Below are 18,249 nucleotides of genomic sequence, written 5' to 3'. Positions count from 1 at the left end.
AACGACTGAGGCTATAGCTGCCACGGGGTCCGAACCACACGGTTCGGACCCCGTACTTTTCCCTTATTGCTACCTGACGGCGGCCCAGATACCTCGCGCGAGGTATCTGGGCCGCCGTCAGGTAGTAATCAGCGTTGGCGGGCTAGGCGGGCGACTTCGGAGACGAACCACTCGACGGCATAGACGGGGTCGCGCCCCCCGCCCTTGACGGCTGCATCGGCCTCGGCCGCGGCGATGAGCGACTGGCCGAGCGCCACCTCGTTCCACCGCCGAACTTCCCGGCGCGCACGGTCGACCTGCCACGGCGCCATCTTCAGTTCCGAGGCGAGCTCTCCGCTGGTACCGGAGAATCCCTGCACCTTCGCCATGCCGCGCAGCTTCATCGCCACCGCCGCTACGAGCGGGACCGGATCGGATCCGGTCGACAGCGCATGCCTGAGCAGACTGAGCGCGTTCTTCGCGTCGCCGGCCACTGCCGCATCGGCGACCTTGAAGCCGGTGGCTTCGACCCGACCGCCGTAGTACTGATCGACGACCTCGGCAGTGATCGTGCCTTCGGTGTCTTCGATGAGCTGGTCGACCCCGGCGTTGAGCTCGGCGAGATCGGAGCCGAGCGCCGACATGAGCGCGGCCATTCCCGCTTCGTCGATGCGCCGCTTCGCGGTCTTGAACCGGGTATGCGCGAACTTCTCCCGATCGCTTTCGTTCTTCAGCACCGCCGCGTCGATGCGTGGGAAGCCGACGGAGTCGAGCTTCTTGATGAGCTTCGCTCCTCGATTGCCGCCGGAGTGCAGCAGCAGCACCACGGCGTCGTCGTTCGGGGCGTCCAGGTAAGCAAGGGCGTCGCTCAGGAAGTCCTCCGAACATTTCTCGACGGCATCGACGACGATGAGCTTCGACGAGGAGAACAGAGACGGGGAAGCCGCCATGGCCAGTTCACCGGCCTGGTATCCGGCAGCGTCGATTTCGATCTCTTCGGGATCCTGCTTTCGTGCGGCCGACACGATGCGGTCCTTGGCTATGCGCACGAGCACCGATTCGCCGCCGGAGATCATGACGACCGGGGCGGGTTTCGCCGAGCTCCACGGGATCAGGGTCTTCTTCACTGCCATGGACCCCAGCCTATCGCGGCCGACCGACACGACGGACACGGCTGTCCCCCACCTGCGATCTCACCCCTTGTCCTCGGGACAGCTGTGGGCTGTGCTGAATCGACTGTCGGCGTAGAGCGCCACCGAACCGCAGTGATCGGTGCGCAGCACAGGCACGGGACCGAAAGAGCGCAGCGACTTCTCGCTCGGATGCCCGTAATTGTTCGCCCCCACCGAAATGACACCGAGGCCGGGTGCCGCGGCGGCGAAGAACTCCGGAGCCAGGTCGGAAGAACCGTGGTGAGGTGCGACGAGCACATCGACCGGCTGTATCTGCTGAGCCAGCACGTACTGTTCCTCGGCTCCGACGTCGCCGGGCAGCAGGGTGCTCAGCCCCTCCTGTTCGACCCGCACCACAAGGGAGTCTTCGTTGCGCAGCTCCTCATCCTCCGCTGCGGGCACCGACCGCAGCGGCGGCCACAGCACGTCCAGCCTCGCCGACTCGAAGTTGAGCGTCTGTCCGCGGTGGGTGGGAACCATCTCGACGCCGGTGTCGGCGACCACGCGCCGGGCTTCAGGCGTGGTCGCGACGTTCGCGGATACGAACAGTCGGCCGACCTTGCGCCCCCAGGCTGTGCCCGCGTATCCGGCGAAATGGTCGGCGTCGAAATGGGAGATGAGCAGGTCGAACTCCTCGATCCCGGATGAGTCGAGGCAGGAGTCGATCGGTTTCGGTTCACGCCCAGTGTCGACGACGAGGCCCCGACCATCGCCGAGGTTGATCACAGCCCCCGATCCCTGACCGACATCGCAGATGAGCACCAGCCAGTCCTCCGCCGGCGGCTTCGCCCTCACCGTGACGATGACGGCGGCGGTGAGCAGGCAGCACAGGACGAGGACGGGCAGGCCCCAGAGCCGTCGACGCACGAGCATCCATGTTCCGGCCACGGCCACAGCAAGAAGCCCGAGTGCCAGCAGCGTTCCGACCGGCGGCCCCGGCCAATCGAGGGCGGCTCCGGGCAGTGCGGCGCAGACTCGGGCGACGAGGACGATCCACCATGCCGGGAAGGATCCGATCCACGCCAGCAGGGCCGAGGCGAAGTCCGCTCCGGGCAGTCCTGTCGTCCCGATACCCGTGGTCACGAGGCTGAGGAAGCCCGCCACCGTCGCCGGCATGACCGCGGGCGCAGCCAGGGCGTTGGCGGCCACCGACCACAGTCCGATGCGCGGATCGATCGCCACGAGCACCGGAGTGCAGGCGAGCTGGGCGACGAAGGGCACGAGGAGTGCGGTGACGAGCACTGTGGGCACCAGCGGCAGGTGCACCGCGAGACGGCGCAGCAGAATCGGGACGACGAACATGATCGCGGCCGTGGAGACCACGGACAGGACGAACCCCACCGAGGTGGCCAGCACCGGCACGAAGGCGAGAAGCAGGCTCGCCGTCGAGCACATGACAGCGACCGGGGAGATCCCGCCTCCGCGCAGGAACACGAGTGCAGCGGCCATCGCCATTCCGGCCGCGCGGATGGCGCTGGGTTCGAAGCCGACGATGAAGACGTAGCCGAGGCAGGTGAGCACACCGATGCTCACTCGCAGTCGCGGTCCGGCGCGGCAGGCTCCGGCGAGCAGTCCGGCACCGAGGCTGACGATCGTGACGTTGCTGCCCGATACGGCCGAGACGTGGGTGAGGGAGACTACCCGCATATCGTCGACCATCCGGTCCTCCTGCGGAGAGGTGTCGCCGACGACGAGTCCGGGTAGGAGCCTGCCTCCGTCGTTGCCTGCGGCGACTGAGTCGACGCGGAGTTCCGTGCGCAGCGTCTCACGCCACCTCCACAGCCCGTTCGGCTCGGCCAACACTTGGGGTTCCGTCTGGGTGGAGCGGATATCGTCGAGGCGCTCCGTGCGCATCCGCACTCTCGCTCCGTCGGCAACGACTTCGGGGCTGAGCACGTGAGTGAACCCGGTGGGCGTGAGCAGAGTCAGCCTGGTCCATCCGGACGCCCCTGGTTCGCTGTGACCGACGATGAGTCCTGTGGTCTCGGCTTCCGCCTCCGGTCCAAGGGCGGCGGCCAGGGCGGTGATCTGGATCGTCAGCAGACAGGTGAAGACGAGGACACCGACACCGAGGTGGTGGTGCCGTCTCAGGACCACGATCCCGACGATTCCGAGCAGGGGAATGCCGAACAGCGCCCACGGCTCCGGTGACAGTAGCGCACTGGCCCAGAGACCGGCGGCGCAGCAGAGAAGACGCACGGATCCAGGCCACAGCGCCGCCCGTTCTCGCAGCCAAGCGACTACGGACACACACCTTCGTCGCAGGACTGCGCGTCTGCGCTCCCACGAATGCTGCCGGGACCTTCGCTTTCGCGACCGCGAGGGCTGCACGGACCGCCGCGACCGCGTCTGCGGCGGCGAGTGGTCCGGGTCAGCCGACCGTGACAAGGTCTTTGAGGCTTTCGAAGGTCTTCGGTCCAATGCCTTTGACGAGAAGCAGGTCCTCGACGCTCGCGAAGGGCTGCTGGCTGCGGTGGCTGATGATCGCCTCTGCAGTCACGGGGCCGACGCCGGGCAGGGTCTCCAGAGTGGTGGCATCGGCGGTGTTGAGATCGACCTTTCCCGCCGGACCGGGTGCCGTGCCGTTGGCCCCGGCCGATGCGGCAGCAGTTCCTGCGGACCCGCTGCCTGTCCCTCCGTCCGCAGCTCCCCCAGCCCCAGCCGACCCGGTCCCGTCAGACCCATCCCCGTTCTGGCTGGTCCTATCCGGACCGGCACCCGCGACGCCGCCGACCGGTTCTTCTCCCTCCTTCGGGATATGGATCTGCTCCCCGTCGGTCAGCACGCGCGCCAGATTCACGGCCTCGCCGTCGGCACCTGCGCTCAGCCCGCCTGCGGCTTCGACGGCATCTTGGACCCGTGCTCCCGCCTTCAGCGTGACCACGGAGGGATCGTTCACCGCCCCGGTGATATGGACGATCACGTCTCCGTTTGCATTCGCCGCCTTCGCCGAGGCGGCTCCCTCCTTTTCCTCGGCCGTTCCCGCCGCCCCTTCGGCCGGTTCCACACCGGCCGCGCCCGTTCCTGCCCCGTCCCCGGTCGCAGCCGGCGACTGGCCGGCTTCCGCGACCTGCCCGGGACCATCGCCGCCCGGCGACTGCCGCGGCGCGGGTCGGAAGAGGAGGAAAGCGAGGACGAGGATTCCGATCGTAGCGATGCCGACGGCGACCAACACGGGCAGCCGCACGCGACGGGGTTCGACGGGTTCCTCATCACCGGCGGTGTCGGCGGTATAGACATCGCCGGGCACCCAACCGCCGCGTTCGGCACTGGCGCCCAGGAGGCCGGCGAAACGATCATCCGGAGACACAGCCATGCTCCGACGTTAGGGCCTGCTGATTCGCTGCGGCCAGGACGGATTCCTCACCTGTGGAAACGACTCCTACGTCCACAGACCGGAGGTGGTCAAGTCACCTGAGAGTCCCCAGGCTGGAGTGGGTGAGTCAGGGTTTCGTCTGCACGGTCACACCGACCGTTCCGGGTCCCACATGCGCTGTGATGATCGTCGACAGCGTCCTGAATGAGGGCTCGAATCCGAGTTCGCGCAGCCGTGAGCTCAGCAGTTCCGCATCGGCGGTGTCCATCTCCCCTTCAGCGTTCTGCACCTCGACGTGCACGGTGTCCTCGGGGTCGGCCACCTTGGCGGCGGCCTGAGCGGCAAGGGCGACGATCTTCTCCAGCGCTTTGGCCCGGGTGCGCACCCGGGCGAGCGGAACGACGATTCCGGCATTGAGTCCGAGCACAGGAACGATCTGCAGGGCCCGGCCCAGCAGCGAAGAGGCGGCACCGATCCGGCCGCCTCGGCGCAGGTATTCGAGGCTTCCGGGGGCGAACACGGAACGGGTCTCAGCCGCGCACCAGTCGGCGATGGTTCCGGCGATCGATTCGGCGTCGAGTCCCTGCCGGATCCCGGCCGCGGCCACGGACAGCGCTCCGGCCAATCCCGCCGAGGTGGTCCTCGAATCGACGACATCGACGAGGATGCCCTCGGTCTCGGCAGCCGTGACCGCGGAGTCGCGGGTGCCCGAGAGCTCCGCGGACATGGTCACGACGATGATGGCCTCGGCTCCGTTCTCGCGCAGACCGGCATAGGCTTCGGAAAACTGCGTCGGGGCAGCCATGGAGGTGGTGACCTCGGTGCCCTCGATCATCTTCGTGCACAGATGCCCGGCATCGACCTCACCGTCGGCGAAGGCGACTCCGCCGATGAGCACGGTCAGCGGCACCACGGCGAAGAGGCCTCCGGTGGCCTCACTCAGCTCTTCGCGCTCACTTGCGGACAGCTGCGCCGTGGAGTCGGTGACCAGTCCGATTCTCATGGACGGCCAAGTGCTCGGTAGGTCCAGCCCGCTGCCCGCCACAGTTCGGGAGTGAGCACATTGCGACCGTCGACGAGCACTTTCCCGCGCACGAGCTCAGCGGTCGCCGCGGGATCGAGGTCGCGGTATTCGCGCCATTCCGTCAGCAGCAGCACGGCTTGCGCCCCGGTGATCGCCTCGGCGGTGTCGGCGACGTAGTCGAGTTCGGGGAACGACTTCTGCGCATTGCCGATCGCCTGCGGATCGGTGACGGTGACCAGCCCGCCCTGGGTGGCAATGAGTCGGGCCACGGCCAGCGCCGGGGAATCACGGACGTCATCGCTGTCGGGTTTGAAGGCGGCACCGAGGATGGTGATCTTCTTGCCGATGAACGACCCGCCCAGAGCATCGCGGGCGATGTCGACCATCCGCACACGACGGCGCATGTTGATCGAATCGATCTCCTTGAGGAAGGCCACCGCCTGATCGGCGCCGAGCTCTCCGGCTCTGGCCATGAAGGCGCGGATGTCCTTGGGCAGACAACCGCCGCCGAACCCGAGTCCGGCGTTGAGGAATTTGCGGCCGATCCGGTCGTCCATGCCGATCGCATCGGCGAGCTGAGTGACATCGGCCCCGGAGGCCTCGCAGAGTTCGGCCATGGCGTTGATGAACGAGATCTTCGTGGCCAGGAACGAATTCGCGGCAGTCTTGACCAGCTCGGCAGTCGCGAAGTCCGTGATCATCCGAGGTGTGTCTTCGGCGAGGATCGATGCATACACCTCGTCGAGGGTCGCGGCTGCGGCCTTGCCGGGCTCGCCGTCGGCGACTCCATAGACCAGACGGTTGGGGTGGAGAGTGTCCTCGACGGCATGGCCTTCACGCAGGAACTCCGGGTTCCACATCATCGCGGCTCCGGTGTCGGCGATGATTCCGGACAGACGCTCGGCGGTGCCCACGGGAACGGTCGACTTTCCCACAACCACTGACGTCTCAGTCAGGTGCGGGTGCAGCGAATCCACGGCCGCATCGACATAGGTGACATCGGCGGCGAACTCTCCGGGCTTCTGCGGAGTGCCCACGCACACGAAGTGCACGGTGGCGTCGGCGGCACGGGAGACGTCAGTGGTGAACTCGAGCTTTCCGCGTTCCTGAGCCTTCACGAGGAGTTCACTCAGTCCCGGTTCGAAGAAGGGCGGACGACCCGAGGTCAGCGCCTGGACCTTGGCGGTGTCGACGTCGACTCCCGTGACCTCATGGCCCAGGGACGCCATGGCAGCCGCATGGACCGCGCCCAGATATCCGCAACCGATGACTGAAATCTTCAAACCGAGCTCTCCTGGGAATTGGCATGCGTTTTCGACCACACTATATGCCACCCGGTTGCACGATATGTGGAGGTTGAAACAGTAGGCTTGGAAATGTGAAGCGTTTCCTTGATTTCCTCACCAACTCACCGGCCGCCGTGACGTTTGCCGTGCTCACCGTGCTCGGCATCGTGGCTTTCGCCATCCCCGGGCTGCACCCTGCGGCTTGGACCATCGGACTCGTGCTGTGCCTCGGCGTGATCGCGGCGCTGCTGATGTTCCACGGCGAATGGCGACGTGCCCAACAGCAGATCGACGCGCTGCGACAGCAGCTGAGCGTCGAACGCGGTCGGTTGGACACCGTCGGACTGACCCCGGTGGAAGAGACCGTCGAGCTGCTTCCCGATGAGCGTCGCGCTCGCCGCATCCTCGAACTCATCCCGGATTCCTCGGGCCTCATCCAGTCCCTGCGTCTCGATGCGACCTTCGCCACCGTCGCCGTCGACGAACTCGAACCGCTCACCACCTTCTGTGCCGAGTTCAAGAAGGCCAGCTTCGACAACCCGCGCTCGCACACCGCATTCATGAACCTCTATCGAGCAGCCGAAGGCCTGTCGATGTGGGTGAAGGAGGAGACCCAGGTCTCCCCTGCTGATTCCGAGGTCCGTGAGATCCGTCCCGGTGATGCCCGCAAGGACGGCTGGCGCGGCTACACCGAAGCGCAGAGCCGCGGCGAACGCCTCAGCGATGACTTCGTCTCCTCCCGCTGGGAGTTCAATCAGACGGCACTCGAACTCGGGCTCGTCTCCGGCGCCCCGCCGTTCAACGACTGAGCGAGTTCAGTGCCGGATCCACCACGTCTCCAGCGGCGCCACAGGTGTGCGGCGTTTGTGCTCTGACCGACGGTACTTCTCGATGAGCGCCGAGGCGGCCGCGGGCTCGATCGCCCTCCCCTCGAGGAAGTCATCGATCTGGTCGTAGGTCAGACCCAGCGACGATTCGTCCGTCTGCCCCGGTTCGTCATCGAGCAGGTCCGCAGTCGGGACCTTGACGATGAGATGTTCGGGAGCTCCGAGGTGGCGCAGCAGTTCCCGTCCCTGCCGCTTGTTCAGCCCCGCCAGGGGGACGACGTCGGCCGCACCGTCACCGAACTTCGTGAAGAACCCGGTGACCGCCTCGGCGGCGTGATCGGTGCCGACGACGAGAGCCTTCTTCTCGCCCGCGAGTTCGAACTGGGCGATCATCCGCATCCGGGCTTTGACGTTGCCCTTGCCGAAATCGGTGATCGGCGTACCGGTCGCCTTCTCGTACTCCTCGGCGGCCACATCCGTGGCGGCGCCGATGTTGATCGCCAGCTCATGATCGGCGCCGATGAAGGACAGAGCGTCCTGGGCGTCCGACTCGTCGGTCTGCACATGATGGGGCAGGCGCACGGCCCAGAACTCGGCGTCGGCACCGCGGCGGCGCAGATCCTCCACGGCCAGCTGACAGAGCCTGCCGGCCAGAGTGGAGTCCTGTCCGCCGCTGATGCCGAGCACGAGGCCCTTGACACCGGTGGTGAGCACATAGTCGACGAGGAATTCGACCCGTCGGGCGACCTCCGTCGCCGGGTCGATCTGCGGTCGCACGCCGAGGGCGTGTCGGATCTCGTCCTGAACTCTGTCGTTCGTCATGCTCTCACCAGTCGTAGTCGAAGGGGACGTGCGCCTGAGTCCGGCGCCCGTATACATGCAGTCTCCCAGATGCTGTGTTACGACGAAGTATCGCCGTGGCCTCAGGCGTCGGGAACGATATTGACGAGCTTCGGTGCGCGCACGATCACCTTGCGCACCCCGGCTCCGCCGAGGGCCTTGAGAGCGTTCGGCGATTCGAGAGCCAGCCTCTCCAGCTCCTCTGCCGAGATGTCGGGAGCCACCTCGAGGCGTGCACGCACCTTGCCCTTGACTTGGACCACGCAGGTCACGGTCTCGGCGACGAGGTGGTTCGGATCCGCCTCGGGGAAGGCCGCATAGGTGACCGTCGATTCGTGGCCGAGACGCGACCACAGCTCTTCGGCCAGGTGCGGAGCGAAGGGCGCGAGCATGATCGTCAGAGGTTCGAGGACCTCACTGGTCGCACCGCCCTGCTTGGTGGCGTGATTGGTGAGCACGATGAGCTTGGAGATCGCGGTGTTGAACCGCAGATGGTCCATGTCCTCGCGTACACCGTCGATGACCTGGTGGAGGACCTTGAGCGATTCGGCGTCGGTCTCGCCGTCTGCGACCACGGAATCGCCCGTGGTCTCGTCGACGAAGAGCCTCCACACGCGCTGCAGGAACCGCTGTGCGCCGACGACGGCGCGGGTGTCCCAGGGACGGTCCTGCTCCAGCGGACCCATCGACATCTCGTAGACACGGAAGGTGTCGGCTCCGAATGCGTCGTACATCTCGTCAGGCATGACGGAGTTCTTCAGCGATTTGCCGATCTTTCCGTACTCCCGGTTGACCTGTTCGCCGCCATACCAGAAAGTCAGTTCACCGTTCGATTCGGTCCTCTCCTCCACCTCGGCGGCGGGGACGTAGACACCACGGGAATCGGTATAGGCGTAGGCCTGGATGTAGCCCTGGTTGACCAGACGGTGGAACGGCTCGGACGAGGAGATGTGTCCGAGGTCGAAGAGGACCTTGTGCCAGAACCGGGCGTAGAGCAGGTGGAGCACGGCGTGTTCCTGCCCGCCGACGTAGAGGTCGGCGCCGCCGCGCGGTTTCGAGGCTCGCGGCCCCAGCCAGTACTTCTCGTTGGCGGGGTCGACGAGGCGTTCGTCATTGTGCGGGTCCGCGTAGCGCAGCTGGTACCACGACGATCCGGCCCAGTTGGGCATCGTGTTCGTCTCACGCTGGTAGGTCTTCGGACCGTCACCGAGGTCGAGTTCGATGCTGGTCCATTCCTGATTCCGGCTCAGCGCGGGTTCGGGACGGCTGTCGGCATCGTCGGGCGCGAACGTCCGCGGTGCGAAGTCGTCGACCTCGGGCAGCTGGACGGGCAGCATCTCGTCGGGCAGCGCGATGGGGGTGCCGTTCTCGTCATAGACGATCGGGAACGGTTCGCCCCAGTAGCGCTGACGCGAGAACAACCAGTCGCGCAGTCGGTACTGAGTGGACTCGGTGGCCAGTCCCTTTCCGGCCAGCCATTCGGTGACCCGGGCCTTCGCCGCGTCGATCTCGAGACCGTTGATGTCGATCTCGGCATTGGCCGAGTTGATCATCACTCCGGTGCCGGCGAACGGAGCGTCCTCATCGTGGTCGGCCGGAGGCTGCACGGTGCGGATATAGGGCAGTCCGAAAGTCTTCGCGAAGTCCCAGTCACGGGCGTCTTCGGCGGGCACGGCCATGATCGCGCCGGTGCCGTAGCCCATGAGCACGTAGTCGGCGATGAAGATCGGAATCTGCGCCCCGGTGGCCGGATTGAGCGCATAGGAGCCGGTAAAGATGCCGGTCTTCTCCCGGCTCTGCTGCCGGTCGGCGTCGGTTTTGGCCGCAGCGGCGCGCTGGTAGGCGGCGATCGCCTCGGCGGGGGTGGCCTCTCCCCCACGCCAGGACTCGGGGGTGGACTCATCCCATGTCTGCGCGGTCAGTTCGGCGACCTGCGGGTGTTCGGGGCTGAGGACGAGGTAGGTGGCACCGAACAGGGTGTCCGGGCGCGTGGTGTAGACCTCGATCTCGGAAGTCTCGTCACCGGCAACGGGCAGGCTCAGCAGGGCGCCCTTCGACCGGCCGATCCAGTTGACCTGCATCGCATGGATCGCATGCGGCCAGTCCAGCACGTCGAGGTCGTCGATGAGGCGGTCGGCGTAAGCGGTGATGCGCATGTTCCACTGACGCAGACGACGGGTGAAGACCGGATAGTTTCCGCGTTCGGACAGGCCCTCGGCGGTGACCTCTTCATTGGCCAGCACGGTGCCCAGTCCGGGGCACCAGTTGACCGGGGATTCGGAGACATAGGCGAGGCGGAAGTCCTGCAGGACGTTCTCCCGCTCGGCCGGGCTCAGATCCGACCAGGCGCGACCGTCCGGTGTGGGGCGGGCACCGGAGGCGAACTGCTCGATGAGCGTGTCGATCGGACGGGCAGCGCCCTTGGCTTCACCGTCGGGGGTGGTCGCCTCGGAGTCGTACCAGGAGTTGAAGATCTGCAGGAAGATCCATTGCGTCCATTTCACGAACTCGTCGTCGGTCGTGGCGAAGCGACGGCGCACATCGTGGGCCAGGCCCAGGCGACGCAGCTGTTCGGTCATGTTCGCGATATTGGCATCGGTGGTGATGCGCGGGTGCTGACCGGTCTGCACCGCATAGAGATCGGCGGGCAGTCCGAAGGCGTCGTATGACAGGGCGTGCATGACGTTGTGTCCGCGCATCCGCTGGTACCGGCCGTAGACGTCGGTGCCGAGGTACCCCAGGGGGTGACCGACGTGCAGGCCCGCACCGGAGGGGTACGGGAACATATCCATGATGTACAGGGACTCGCGCTCGCTGAGGTCGGCCGGCGGACCGTAGGGCGACGAGACGTCCTGGGGCTCGAGGACGCTGAGGTCTCCGGTGGGGTTCGGGGTGTGGAACGTGCCCGATTCCTCCCATGTGCGCTGCCAAGACTTCTCGATCTCTTCGGCCAGCGCCGCGTCGTAGCGGAAACCGGTCTCCTCAGGGTTCGTCGTCATTACCTTCCTTCGCTGAACAGACGTGAGCGGGTTCAGACCATCGTACTCTGAACACCCCCTGATTCGACTTGGTTAGACTGCTCACAGGGCAGCGGACGCCGGTTATCTCGGCAAACGTGATCGATTTCACTGAGATCCGGCCGAACTGTAGGATAACCGAGCAGTAACTTACGTCCTCGAAGGAGACTCATGAGCTCAACGACCATGCCGCAGTCGTCAACACCCGTCGTCGGTTTCGAGGTCGATACCGCCTCGTCGACGACCGATATCTTCCTCAACACGGTAGCTGAGAACCCCAACCGGCCTCTGGTCGCCAAGCCCGACGGGGACGGTTGGGACGAACTGACCGCGGCCGAATTCCTCGCTGAGGTCAAGGCGGCCGCGAAGGGACTCATCGCCTTGGGCGTGGGAGTCGGTGACCGGATCGCAATCTTCGGCCCCACCTCCTATGAGTGGACGCTCAGCGACTATGCCATCTGGTACGCCGGCGGAATCTCCGTGCCGTTCTACGACACCTCCTCGGAGAGCCAGCTCAACTGGATGCTCACCGACGCCGATGTCACACGTGGGCTCGTCGCCACCGCCGAGCATGCCGATCGGGTGCGGGCAGCGGCCGCGGCCGGCGGACGCGAGGAGCCGGCCCTACGGGTCTGGGACGAGGGCGCTTTCGCCGATCTCACCGAAGCCGGCAAGAACGTCAGCGATGACGAACTCGAAGCCGCCCGCTCACAGGTCACGTCCGAATCTGTGGCTACGATCATCTACACCTCCGGCACCACCGGCAAGCCCAAGGGCTGTGTGCTCACCCACGCGAACTTCGTGCAGACCGCCCAGGCCGCGCGCCACCAGATCCCCAGCGTTCTGGACACGAAGATGCGCTGCCTGCTGTTCCTGCCGCAGGCTCACGTCTTCGCCCGGTTCATCGAGGTCCTGGCCATCAGCAACGGTGCTGTGCTGGCCCACCAGTCGGACCTGACGAAGCTCACCGACGCCATGGGCAGCTTCCGTCCCTCGTTCATCCTCGGCGTGCCCCGCGTCTTCGAGAAAGTCTTCAACTCCGCACTTGCGACCGCTCAGGCGGGAGGCAAGGAGAAGATCTTCCGCCGTGCCGAGCAGGTCGCCGTCGCCTATTCGAAGGCACTCGACACCGGCAAGGTGCCTGCCGGCCTCAGACTCCAGCACGCCCTGTTCGACAAGCTCGTCTATTCGAAGCTGCGCGCGGTCATGGGCGACAACGTCACTCATGCGGTCTCCGGCGGCGGCGCACTCGGCTCTCATCTCGGCCACTTCTTCCGCGGACTGGGCATCATCGTCCTCGAAGGCTACGGACTCACTGAGACCACGGCACCGATCACCGTCAATATTCCGGAGAAGTCGAAGATCGGAACCGTCGGCGTGCCGCTGCCGGGCGTCTCGGTGGCGATCGCTCCCGACGGTGAGATCCTGACCAAGGGCGTGCCGGTCTTCCTGGAGTACTGGAACAACCCCGAGGCCACGGCCAAGGAGTTCCACGACGGCTGGTTCGGCACCGGTGACCTCGGCTCACTCGATGACGACGGCTACCTCACGATCAACGGCCGCAAGAAGGAGATCATCGTGACCTCCAGCGGCAAGAACATCGCCCCGGCTCCGCTCGAGGATGTGCTGCGTCGTCATCCGATCATCGGCCAGCCGGTCCTCGTCGGTGAGAACCGCAAATTCGTCTCGGCGCTGATCTTCCTCGATTCGGAGATGCTCCCGGCCTGGTTGAAGAACCATGATCTGCCGCAGATGGATCTGTGCGAAGCCGCCTCCGACGATGCGGTCCACGCCGAAGTGGCCAAGGCAGTCGAGCAGATGAACAAGACCGTCTCGCGCGCCGAAGGAGTCAAGAAGTTCACGATCCTGCCGATCGAACTCACCGAGGACAACGGCTACCTGTCGGCCAAACAGTCGGTCAAACGTCACCTCATCAACAAGGACTTCGCCGCCGAAATCGACGCGCTCTACGCGGGCTGAGGTGCAGTCGCTGCCGGCCAGGATGATCCGCCGAGCACGGCTCGTGGGCACGGCCCGGGCCCGGACCTCGAACGGCCCGGGCCCGGACCTCGAACGGTCCGGGCCCGGACCTCGAACGGTCCGGGCCCGGGCCGTGCTCGTCTCGCCTCGGCGAGGGCTTGCCTCAGCGTCGTAAGCTGAGGGCAGAAGTCGAACTCATCGAACTCATTGGAGGCAGCGTCATGTCCGAGAACACCGATCACACTCCCAGCTATGTGACAGAAGGCGCGGAGTTCAACCGCGATACGAACTACATCGACGATCGCATCCTCAACGATCCGAATGCTCAGTGGCCCGTCGAACCGGGCCGGTATCGCCTGATCGCCGCCCGCGCCTGCCCGTGGGCGAATCGGACGATCATCGTCCGTCGCCTCCTCGGGCTCGAGGATGTCATCTCCCTCGGCATGCCCGGCCCCACCCATGATGCGCGGTCGTGGACGTTCGATCTCGACCCGGGCAGCGTGGACCCAGTGCTCGGCATCGAACGGCTGCAGCAGGCGTTCTTCAAGCGTTTCCCGGATTATCCGCGCGGAATCACCGTGCCAGCCGTCGTCGATGTGCCCACCGGCGTCGTGGTGACCAACGACTTCCCGCAGATCACCGAGGACTTCTCCACTCAGTGGACCGAGTACCACCGTGAGGGTGCCCCGAATCTCTGGCCCGAGGAATCACGGGAGGAGATGGAGAAGGTGATGCGTCATATCTACACGGAGATCAACAACGGAGTCTACCGCTGCGGTTTCGCCGGTTCTCAGGACGCCTACGACGCCGCCTTCGACCGCCTATTCAACGCGCTCGATATCGTCGAGGACCGGCTTAGTCGTTCACGTTTCCTCATGGGTGAGACCATCACCGAGGCGGATGTGCGTTTGTTCACGACACTCGTTCGCTTCGATCCCGTCTACTTCGGCCACTTCAAGTGCAATCGTCAGCCGCTCACGGCGTTCGAGAACCTGTGGGGCTACGCCCGCGATCTGTACCAGACACCGGGATTCGGGGACACGGTCGACTTCGTACAGATCAAACAGCACTACTACATCGTCCACCAGGATGTGAACCCGACGCAGATCGTGCCCAAGGGACCGGATCTGTCGGGCTGGCTCAGCGATCACGGTCGCGACAGCAAGTTCGGCGGATCGCCCTTCGGCGAAGGGACGGCCCCCGGACCGGTCAAGCCAGGCGAAGAGGTCGCACCCGCCCATACGGCATCCGCCTGGGTGAAGTGATGTGCGGTCGAGTCGGCTCGCTGGGTGAACTGAACCCCCGGCTCGGCCGGCTCGACCGGCTCGACCTCACGAGCCGTACTCCTTATCTCAGGAGTCGAACTGTCCGGGCTCGATATGATCGTCTTCGGTCGTGTCGAGCCCGGCGGCCTTCTTCCGCCGCTTTTTGCGGACCTTGAGCACGATCCATACGACGACGAAGACGATGACGGCGACGATGACGAGGTTCTGGAAGTAGCCGGCGTAGGTCTCGACGACCGACCAGTTCTCACCGAGGGTGAAGCCGGCGACGATGAGGATCGTGTTCCAGATCGTGCTGCCCGCCGTGGTCAGCAGCAGGAACTTGATCAGTCGCATATCACGCATGCCGGCGGGGATGGAGATGAGCGACCGGAAGATCGGGATCATCCGCCCGAAGAACACAGCCTTATCCCCGTGCTTGTCGAACCAGTCGACGGTCTTGTGCACATCATCGACGTCGACCAGCGGCATCTTCACCGCGATGCGGGCGATGCGTTCGATGCCGATCCACTTGCCCAGAGCCCACAGCAGAACCGCGCCGACGACCGAACCGATCGTGGCGAAGACGATGGCGGCCACGATGTTCATCTGCCCTTGGCTCGAGGTGAAACCGGCCAGGGGCAGGACGAGTTCGCTGGGAATGGGCGGAAATATGTTGTCGAGGAAGACCATGAACCCGACACCGGCCGGCCCCAGAATCTCCATGATCGTCACGGTCCAGGCCGAGAAACCGGTGAGGCTGTCCGCGGCACTTCCGCCGGCTGCGAGGACATCGGCAGGCACTCCCCCGGCAGGCAGGCCGGAAGTGAGGCTGCCTGCGGCAGCGGGTGCGAAATCAGCGACGGACGCAGGCGAATCAGTGATCGGCATGGTCAAAAGCCTAGATAAGGGCGCGGCCTGCAGCTCACAGTCCGCTCACAGCGGCTAGTGTGGAAACGAACACCTCAGACCGGAAAACGAACGCACCTTGCGGATACGCATCGAAGGAGCACACGTGGCACCTGCCAAAGTACTGGCCTCGCGCAACACCGTCGCTGAGGTCGGACACAATGCCGTCAACAGACCCGGACCCGCCCACCTCATGCGCGCCGTCCAGCGTTTCGGACAGCGTCTGGGCAATCAGTTCGGTGCCGCGATCACCTACTTCCTCGTTCTCGCGGTCATGCCCATCGCCATGGTCAGCCTCGCGAGCATCGGCTTCGTCCTCGACATCGCCCGCCCCGAACTCCTGCCCGAGGTCACGAAGCAGATCGAGGCCTTCACCGCAGGCAACTCCTCACTGACGAAGACACTCGAAGGCTACCTGCTGCAGTGGCAGGCAGTCGGAATCATCGGTATTCTCACCGGCCTCTACACGGGTCAGGGATTCATCGGCAACCTCGGTGCTGCGGTACGGGCACAGCTGCACGACGATTTCGACGATGCCGTGCCGGAGAAGTCGTTCGCAGCCAAGGTCCTCGGCAATATCGTCACCCTCATCGGCCTCATCATCGGACTCCTCCTGGCCGTGGCACTCACGGTAGTCGGCACCGGCCTCCGGTCGATGATCGCCGATCTGCTCGGACTCTCCGGCTTCGCCTCGAGCCTGCTGTTCATCGTCCCGGTCATCCTCACCTTCGGAGCCGCCTGGATGATCTTCTGGTTCCTGTTCACGATGCTGCCGGAGAAGCCGGTGGACAAGCAGGCGAAGAACCGCGGCTCCCTCATCGGCGCAACCGCGTTCCTCATCCTCATCAACTTCTCCACCGTGCTGGTCAATCTCTTCTCCGGGAACAAGGCCGCTGGTGTTTTCGGATCGATCATCGCGATCATGCTCACGCTCAACGTCTTTGCCCGCATCATCCTCTTCATCGCCGCTTGGATCGGCACGGCGAAACCGCCGCGGCCGCGTGAAGAGGAGCCGGAATACCGCTTCGTCGAGCCGAAGGTGCAGGCACAGAGCCTCGGTGCTCTCATCACCGGAGCGGGAATCGTGACGCTGACCCTGCTGGGCTTCAAGCGGTTCGAGGAACGCCGGTCCGATCGCGAATTGGCGAGACGGTAGACTGTTGGCGCATCCGTTTTAACTGACCGAGGGGACACGACCTTTGACTGACGCTACGACTGCTCGCCTGGACGATTGGGCGAAGAAGCAGACCGCCGCCGAAGAACTCATTCCGCTAGTCGGACGCCTGTACCGTGAGAACGACGTTCTGCTGACCCTGTTCGGACGGTCGCTGCTGAACAAGTCGGTGACCGGAATGATCAAGGCTCACCGCTACGCTCGCCACTTCCTCGGCGAAGAGCTCGACATCGAGATCACCCACCGCATCGTCAAGGCACTGTCGGGACTCAACCTCGCTCCTGCTCGAATCGATCTGGGCCGCCTCATCGAGAAGCTCGATGATCCGAACGCCGATGTCGACGCCTTCCTCGCCGCCGAGCTCGCCGAGGTCGTTCAGTCGCAGTCGGGCAAGGGCGAGACCCGCGACATCGTCCTCTACGGCTTCGGTCGGATCGGTCGTCTGCTCGCTCGCATTCTCATCGACCGTGCCGGTGGAACCGGTATGCGTCTGCGCGCCATCGTGGTGCGCCGCAATGGGGAGAACGACATCGTCAAGCGCGCCTCCCTGCTGCGCCGAGATTCGGTGCACGGTGCCTTCGACGGCAGCATCGTCGTCGATGAAGAGAACAACACCATCCAGGCCAACGGCACCCTCATCCAGGTCATCTACTCGAATGACCCCTCTGAGGTCGACTACACCGCGTACGGAATCAACGACGCCATCATCGTCGACAACACCGGAAAGTGGCGCGACGACGAGGGCCTGTCCAAGCACCTCGCCTGCCCTGGCGCATCGAAGGTCCTACTCACGGCTCCCGGCAAGGGCGACGTCAAAAACATCGTCTTCGGAGTCAACGACGGCGAGATCCTCGACACTGACACGGTCGTCTCGGCCGCATCGTGCACGACGAATGCGATCACCCCGGTGCTCAAGGCCATCAACGACAAGTTCGGCGTCCGCAACGGCCACGTCGAGACGGTCCACTCGTTCACCAACGATCAGAACCTCATCGACAACTTCCACAAGGGTTCCCGCCGTGGCCGCGCAGCCGGGCTGAACATGGTCCTGACAGAGACCGGTGCCGCCAAAGCAGTGGCCAAGGCTCTTCCGGAGCTGGCCGGAAAGCTCTCAGGCAATGCGATCCGCGTGCCCACCCCGAACGTGTCGATGGCGATTCTCAACCTCAATCTGGAGAAGACGACCTCCGTCGACGAACTCAACACCTACCTGCGTGAGGTGTCGATGCATTCGCCGCTGCGCAACCAGGTCGACTACGTCAGCTCCCCCGAGCTCGTGTCCACCGACCTCGTCGGCTCCAAGCGTGCCGGAGTCGTCGACGGTCTGGCCACGATCGTCGATGAGGACCGTGTCGTCGTCTATGTCTGGTACGACAACGAATTCGGCTACTCCTGCCAGGTCGTGCGGTGCGTGGCCAAGATGGCCGACGTCGACGTCCCGGCCTTTCCCTGATTTCGCCGAG

Annotated in this window: 13 protein-coding genes; 5 read left to right on the top strand and 8 right to left on the bottom strand. The window is 65.1% G+C overall.

The window, feature by feature from the left end; translation table 11 throughout:
- Positions 1 to 128: 128 nt before the first annotated feature.
- The 5 genes from holA to BLU88_RS10360 all read right to left on the bottom strand — a co-directional run bounded on the left by holA (position 129) and on the right by BLU88_RS10360 (position 6,774).
- The gene (gene holA / locus BLU88_RS10380; protein WP_092017414.1) at positions 129 to 1,112 is read right to left on the bottom strand and encodes a DNA polymerase III subunit delta; all 984 of its coding nucleotides are present in this window, start codon (positions 1,110 to 1,112) and stop codon (positions 129 to 131) included.
- Positions 1,113 to 1,172: 60 nt separating this feature from the next.
- On the bottom strand, positions 1,173 to 3,350 hold the full coding sequence (locus BLU88_RS10375) for a ComEC/Rec2 family competence protein (RefSeq protein ID WP_231939354.1): 2,178 nt from the start codon (positions 3,348 to 3,350) through the stop codon (positions 1,173 to 1,175).
- A 172-nt stretch (positions 3,351 to 3,522) separates the two neighbouring features.
- Complete coding sequence (locus tag BLU88_RS10370; protein ID WP_092013343.1) at positions 3,523 to 4,467, bottom strand: ComEA family DNA-binding protein; 945 nt, start codon at positions 4,465 to 4,467, stop codon at positions 3,523 to 3,525.
- A 127-nt stretch (positions 4,468 to 4,594) separates the two neighbouring features.
- Positions 4,595 to 5,470: a DegV family protein gene (locus BLU88_RS10365; protein WP_092013341.1), complete on the bottom strand. Its 876-nt coding sequence runs from the start codon at positions 5,468 to 5,470 to the stop codon at positions 4,595 to 4,597.
- Positions 5,467 to 6,774: a UDP-glucose dehydrogenase family protein gene (locus tag BLU88_RS10360; protein WP_092013338.1), complete on the bottom strand. Its 1,308-nt coding sequence runs from the start codon at positions 6,772 to 6,774 to the stop codon at positions 5,467 to 5,469. The genes BLU88_RS10365 and BLU88_RS10360 overlap by 4 nt, the downstream gene beginning before the upstream one ends.
- Before the next feature lie 95 nt (positions 6,775 to 6,869).
- Between BLU88_RS10360 and BLU88_RS10355 the strand changes: the two genes are divergently transcribed.
- Positions 6,870 to 7,586: a hypothetical protein gene (locus tag BLU88_RS10355; RefSeq protein ID WP_092013335.1), complete on the top strand. Its 717-nt coding sequence runs from the start codon at positions 6,870 to 6,872 to the stop codon at positions 7,584 to 7,586.
- 6 nt (positions 7,587 to 7,592) lie between these two features.
- On the opposite strand, the gene nadE is transcribed toward BLU88_RS10355, so the two are convergent.
- Entirely contained in the window at positions 7,593 to 8,426 is an 834-nt protein-coding gene (gene nadE / locus BLU88_RS10350) for an ammonia-dependent NAD(+) synthetase (protein ID WP_092013332.1), read from the bottom strand.
- A 101-nt stretch (positions 8,427 to 8,527) separates the two neighbouring features.
- Positions 8,528 to 11,443, bottom strand: coding sequence for a leucine--tRNA ligase (gene leuS, locus BLU88_RS10345; RefSeq protein ID WP_092013328.1), 2,916 nt, complete (start codon positions 11,441 to 11,443; stop codon positions 8,528 to 8,530).
- Between the two features lie 189 nt (positions 11,444 to 11,632).
- On the opposite strand from leuS, the gene BLU88_RS10340 reads away from it, so the two are divergent.
- Both BLU88_RS10340 and BLU88_RS10335 read left to right on the top strand, forming a co-directional pair.
- Positions 11,633 to 13,441, top strand: coding sequence for an AMP-dependent synthetase/ligase (locus BLU88_RS10340; RefSeq protein ID WP_092013325.1), 1,809 nt, complete (start codon positions 11,633 to 11,635; stop codon positions 13,439 to 13,441).
- A gap of 221 nt (positions 13,442 to 13,662) precedes the next feature.
- Positions 13,663 to 14,706, top strand: coding sequence for a glutathione S-transferase family protein (locus BLU88_RS10335; protein WP_092013321.1), 1,044 nt, complete (start codon positions 13,663 to 13,665; stop codon positions 14,704 to 14,706).
- An 87-nt stretch (positions 14,707 to 14,793) separates the two neighbouring features.
- On the opposite strand, the gene BLU88_RS10330 is transcribed toward BLU88_RS10335, so the two are convergent.
- Positions 14,794 to 15,594 carry a DedA family protein gene (locus BLU88_RS10330; RefSeq protein ID WP_231939353.1) on the bottom strand — a complete coding sequence of 267 codons (801 nt, stop codon included), beginning with the start codon at positions 15,592 to 15,594 and terminating at the stop codon, positions 14,794 to 14,796.
- Positions 15,595 to 15,718: 124 nt separating this feature from the next.
- Here BLU88_RS10330 and BLU88_RS10325 point away from each other — a divergent pair, with 124 nt between their 5' ends.
- Both BLU88_RS10325 and BLU88_RS10320 read left to right on the top strand, forming a co-directional pair.
- Positions 15,719 to 16,768, top strand: a complete 1,050-nt coding sequence (locus BLU88_RS10325; protein ID WP_092013318.1) for a YhjD/YihY/BrkB family envelope integrity protein — start codon at positions 15,719 to 15,721, stop codon at positions 16,766 to 16,768.
- A 43-nt stretch (positions 16,769 to 16,811) separates the two neighbouring features.
- Positions 16,812 to 18,239: a glyceraldehyde-3-phosphate dehydrogenase gene (locus tag BLU88_RS10320; protein WP_092013315.1), complete on the top strand. Its 1,428-nt coding sequence runs from the start codon at positions 16,812 to 16,814 to the stop codon at positions 18,237 to 18,239.
- Positions 18,240 to 18,249: the final 10 nt, after the last annotated feature.

Source organism: Brevibacterium siliguriense, from assembly GCF_900105315.1.
Lineage (GTDB): Bacteria > Actinomycetota > Actinomycetes > Actinomycetales > Brevibacteriaceae > Brevibacterium > Brevibacterium siliguriense.
The sequence above is the reverse complement of the archived record's forward strand: the minus strand, read 5'-3'. Positions and strand labels throughout refer to the sequence as shown.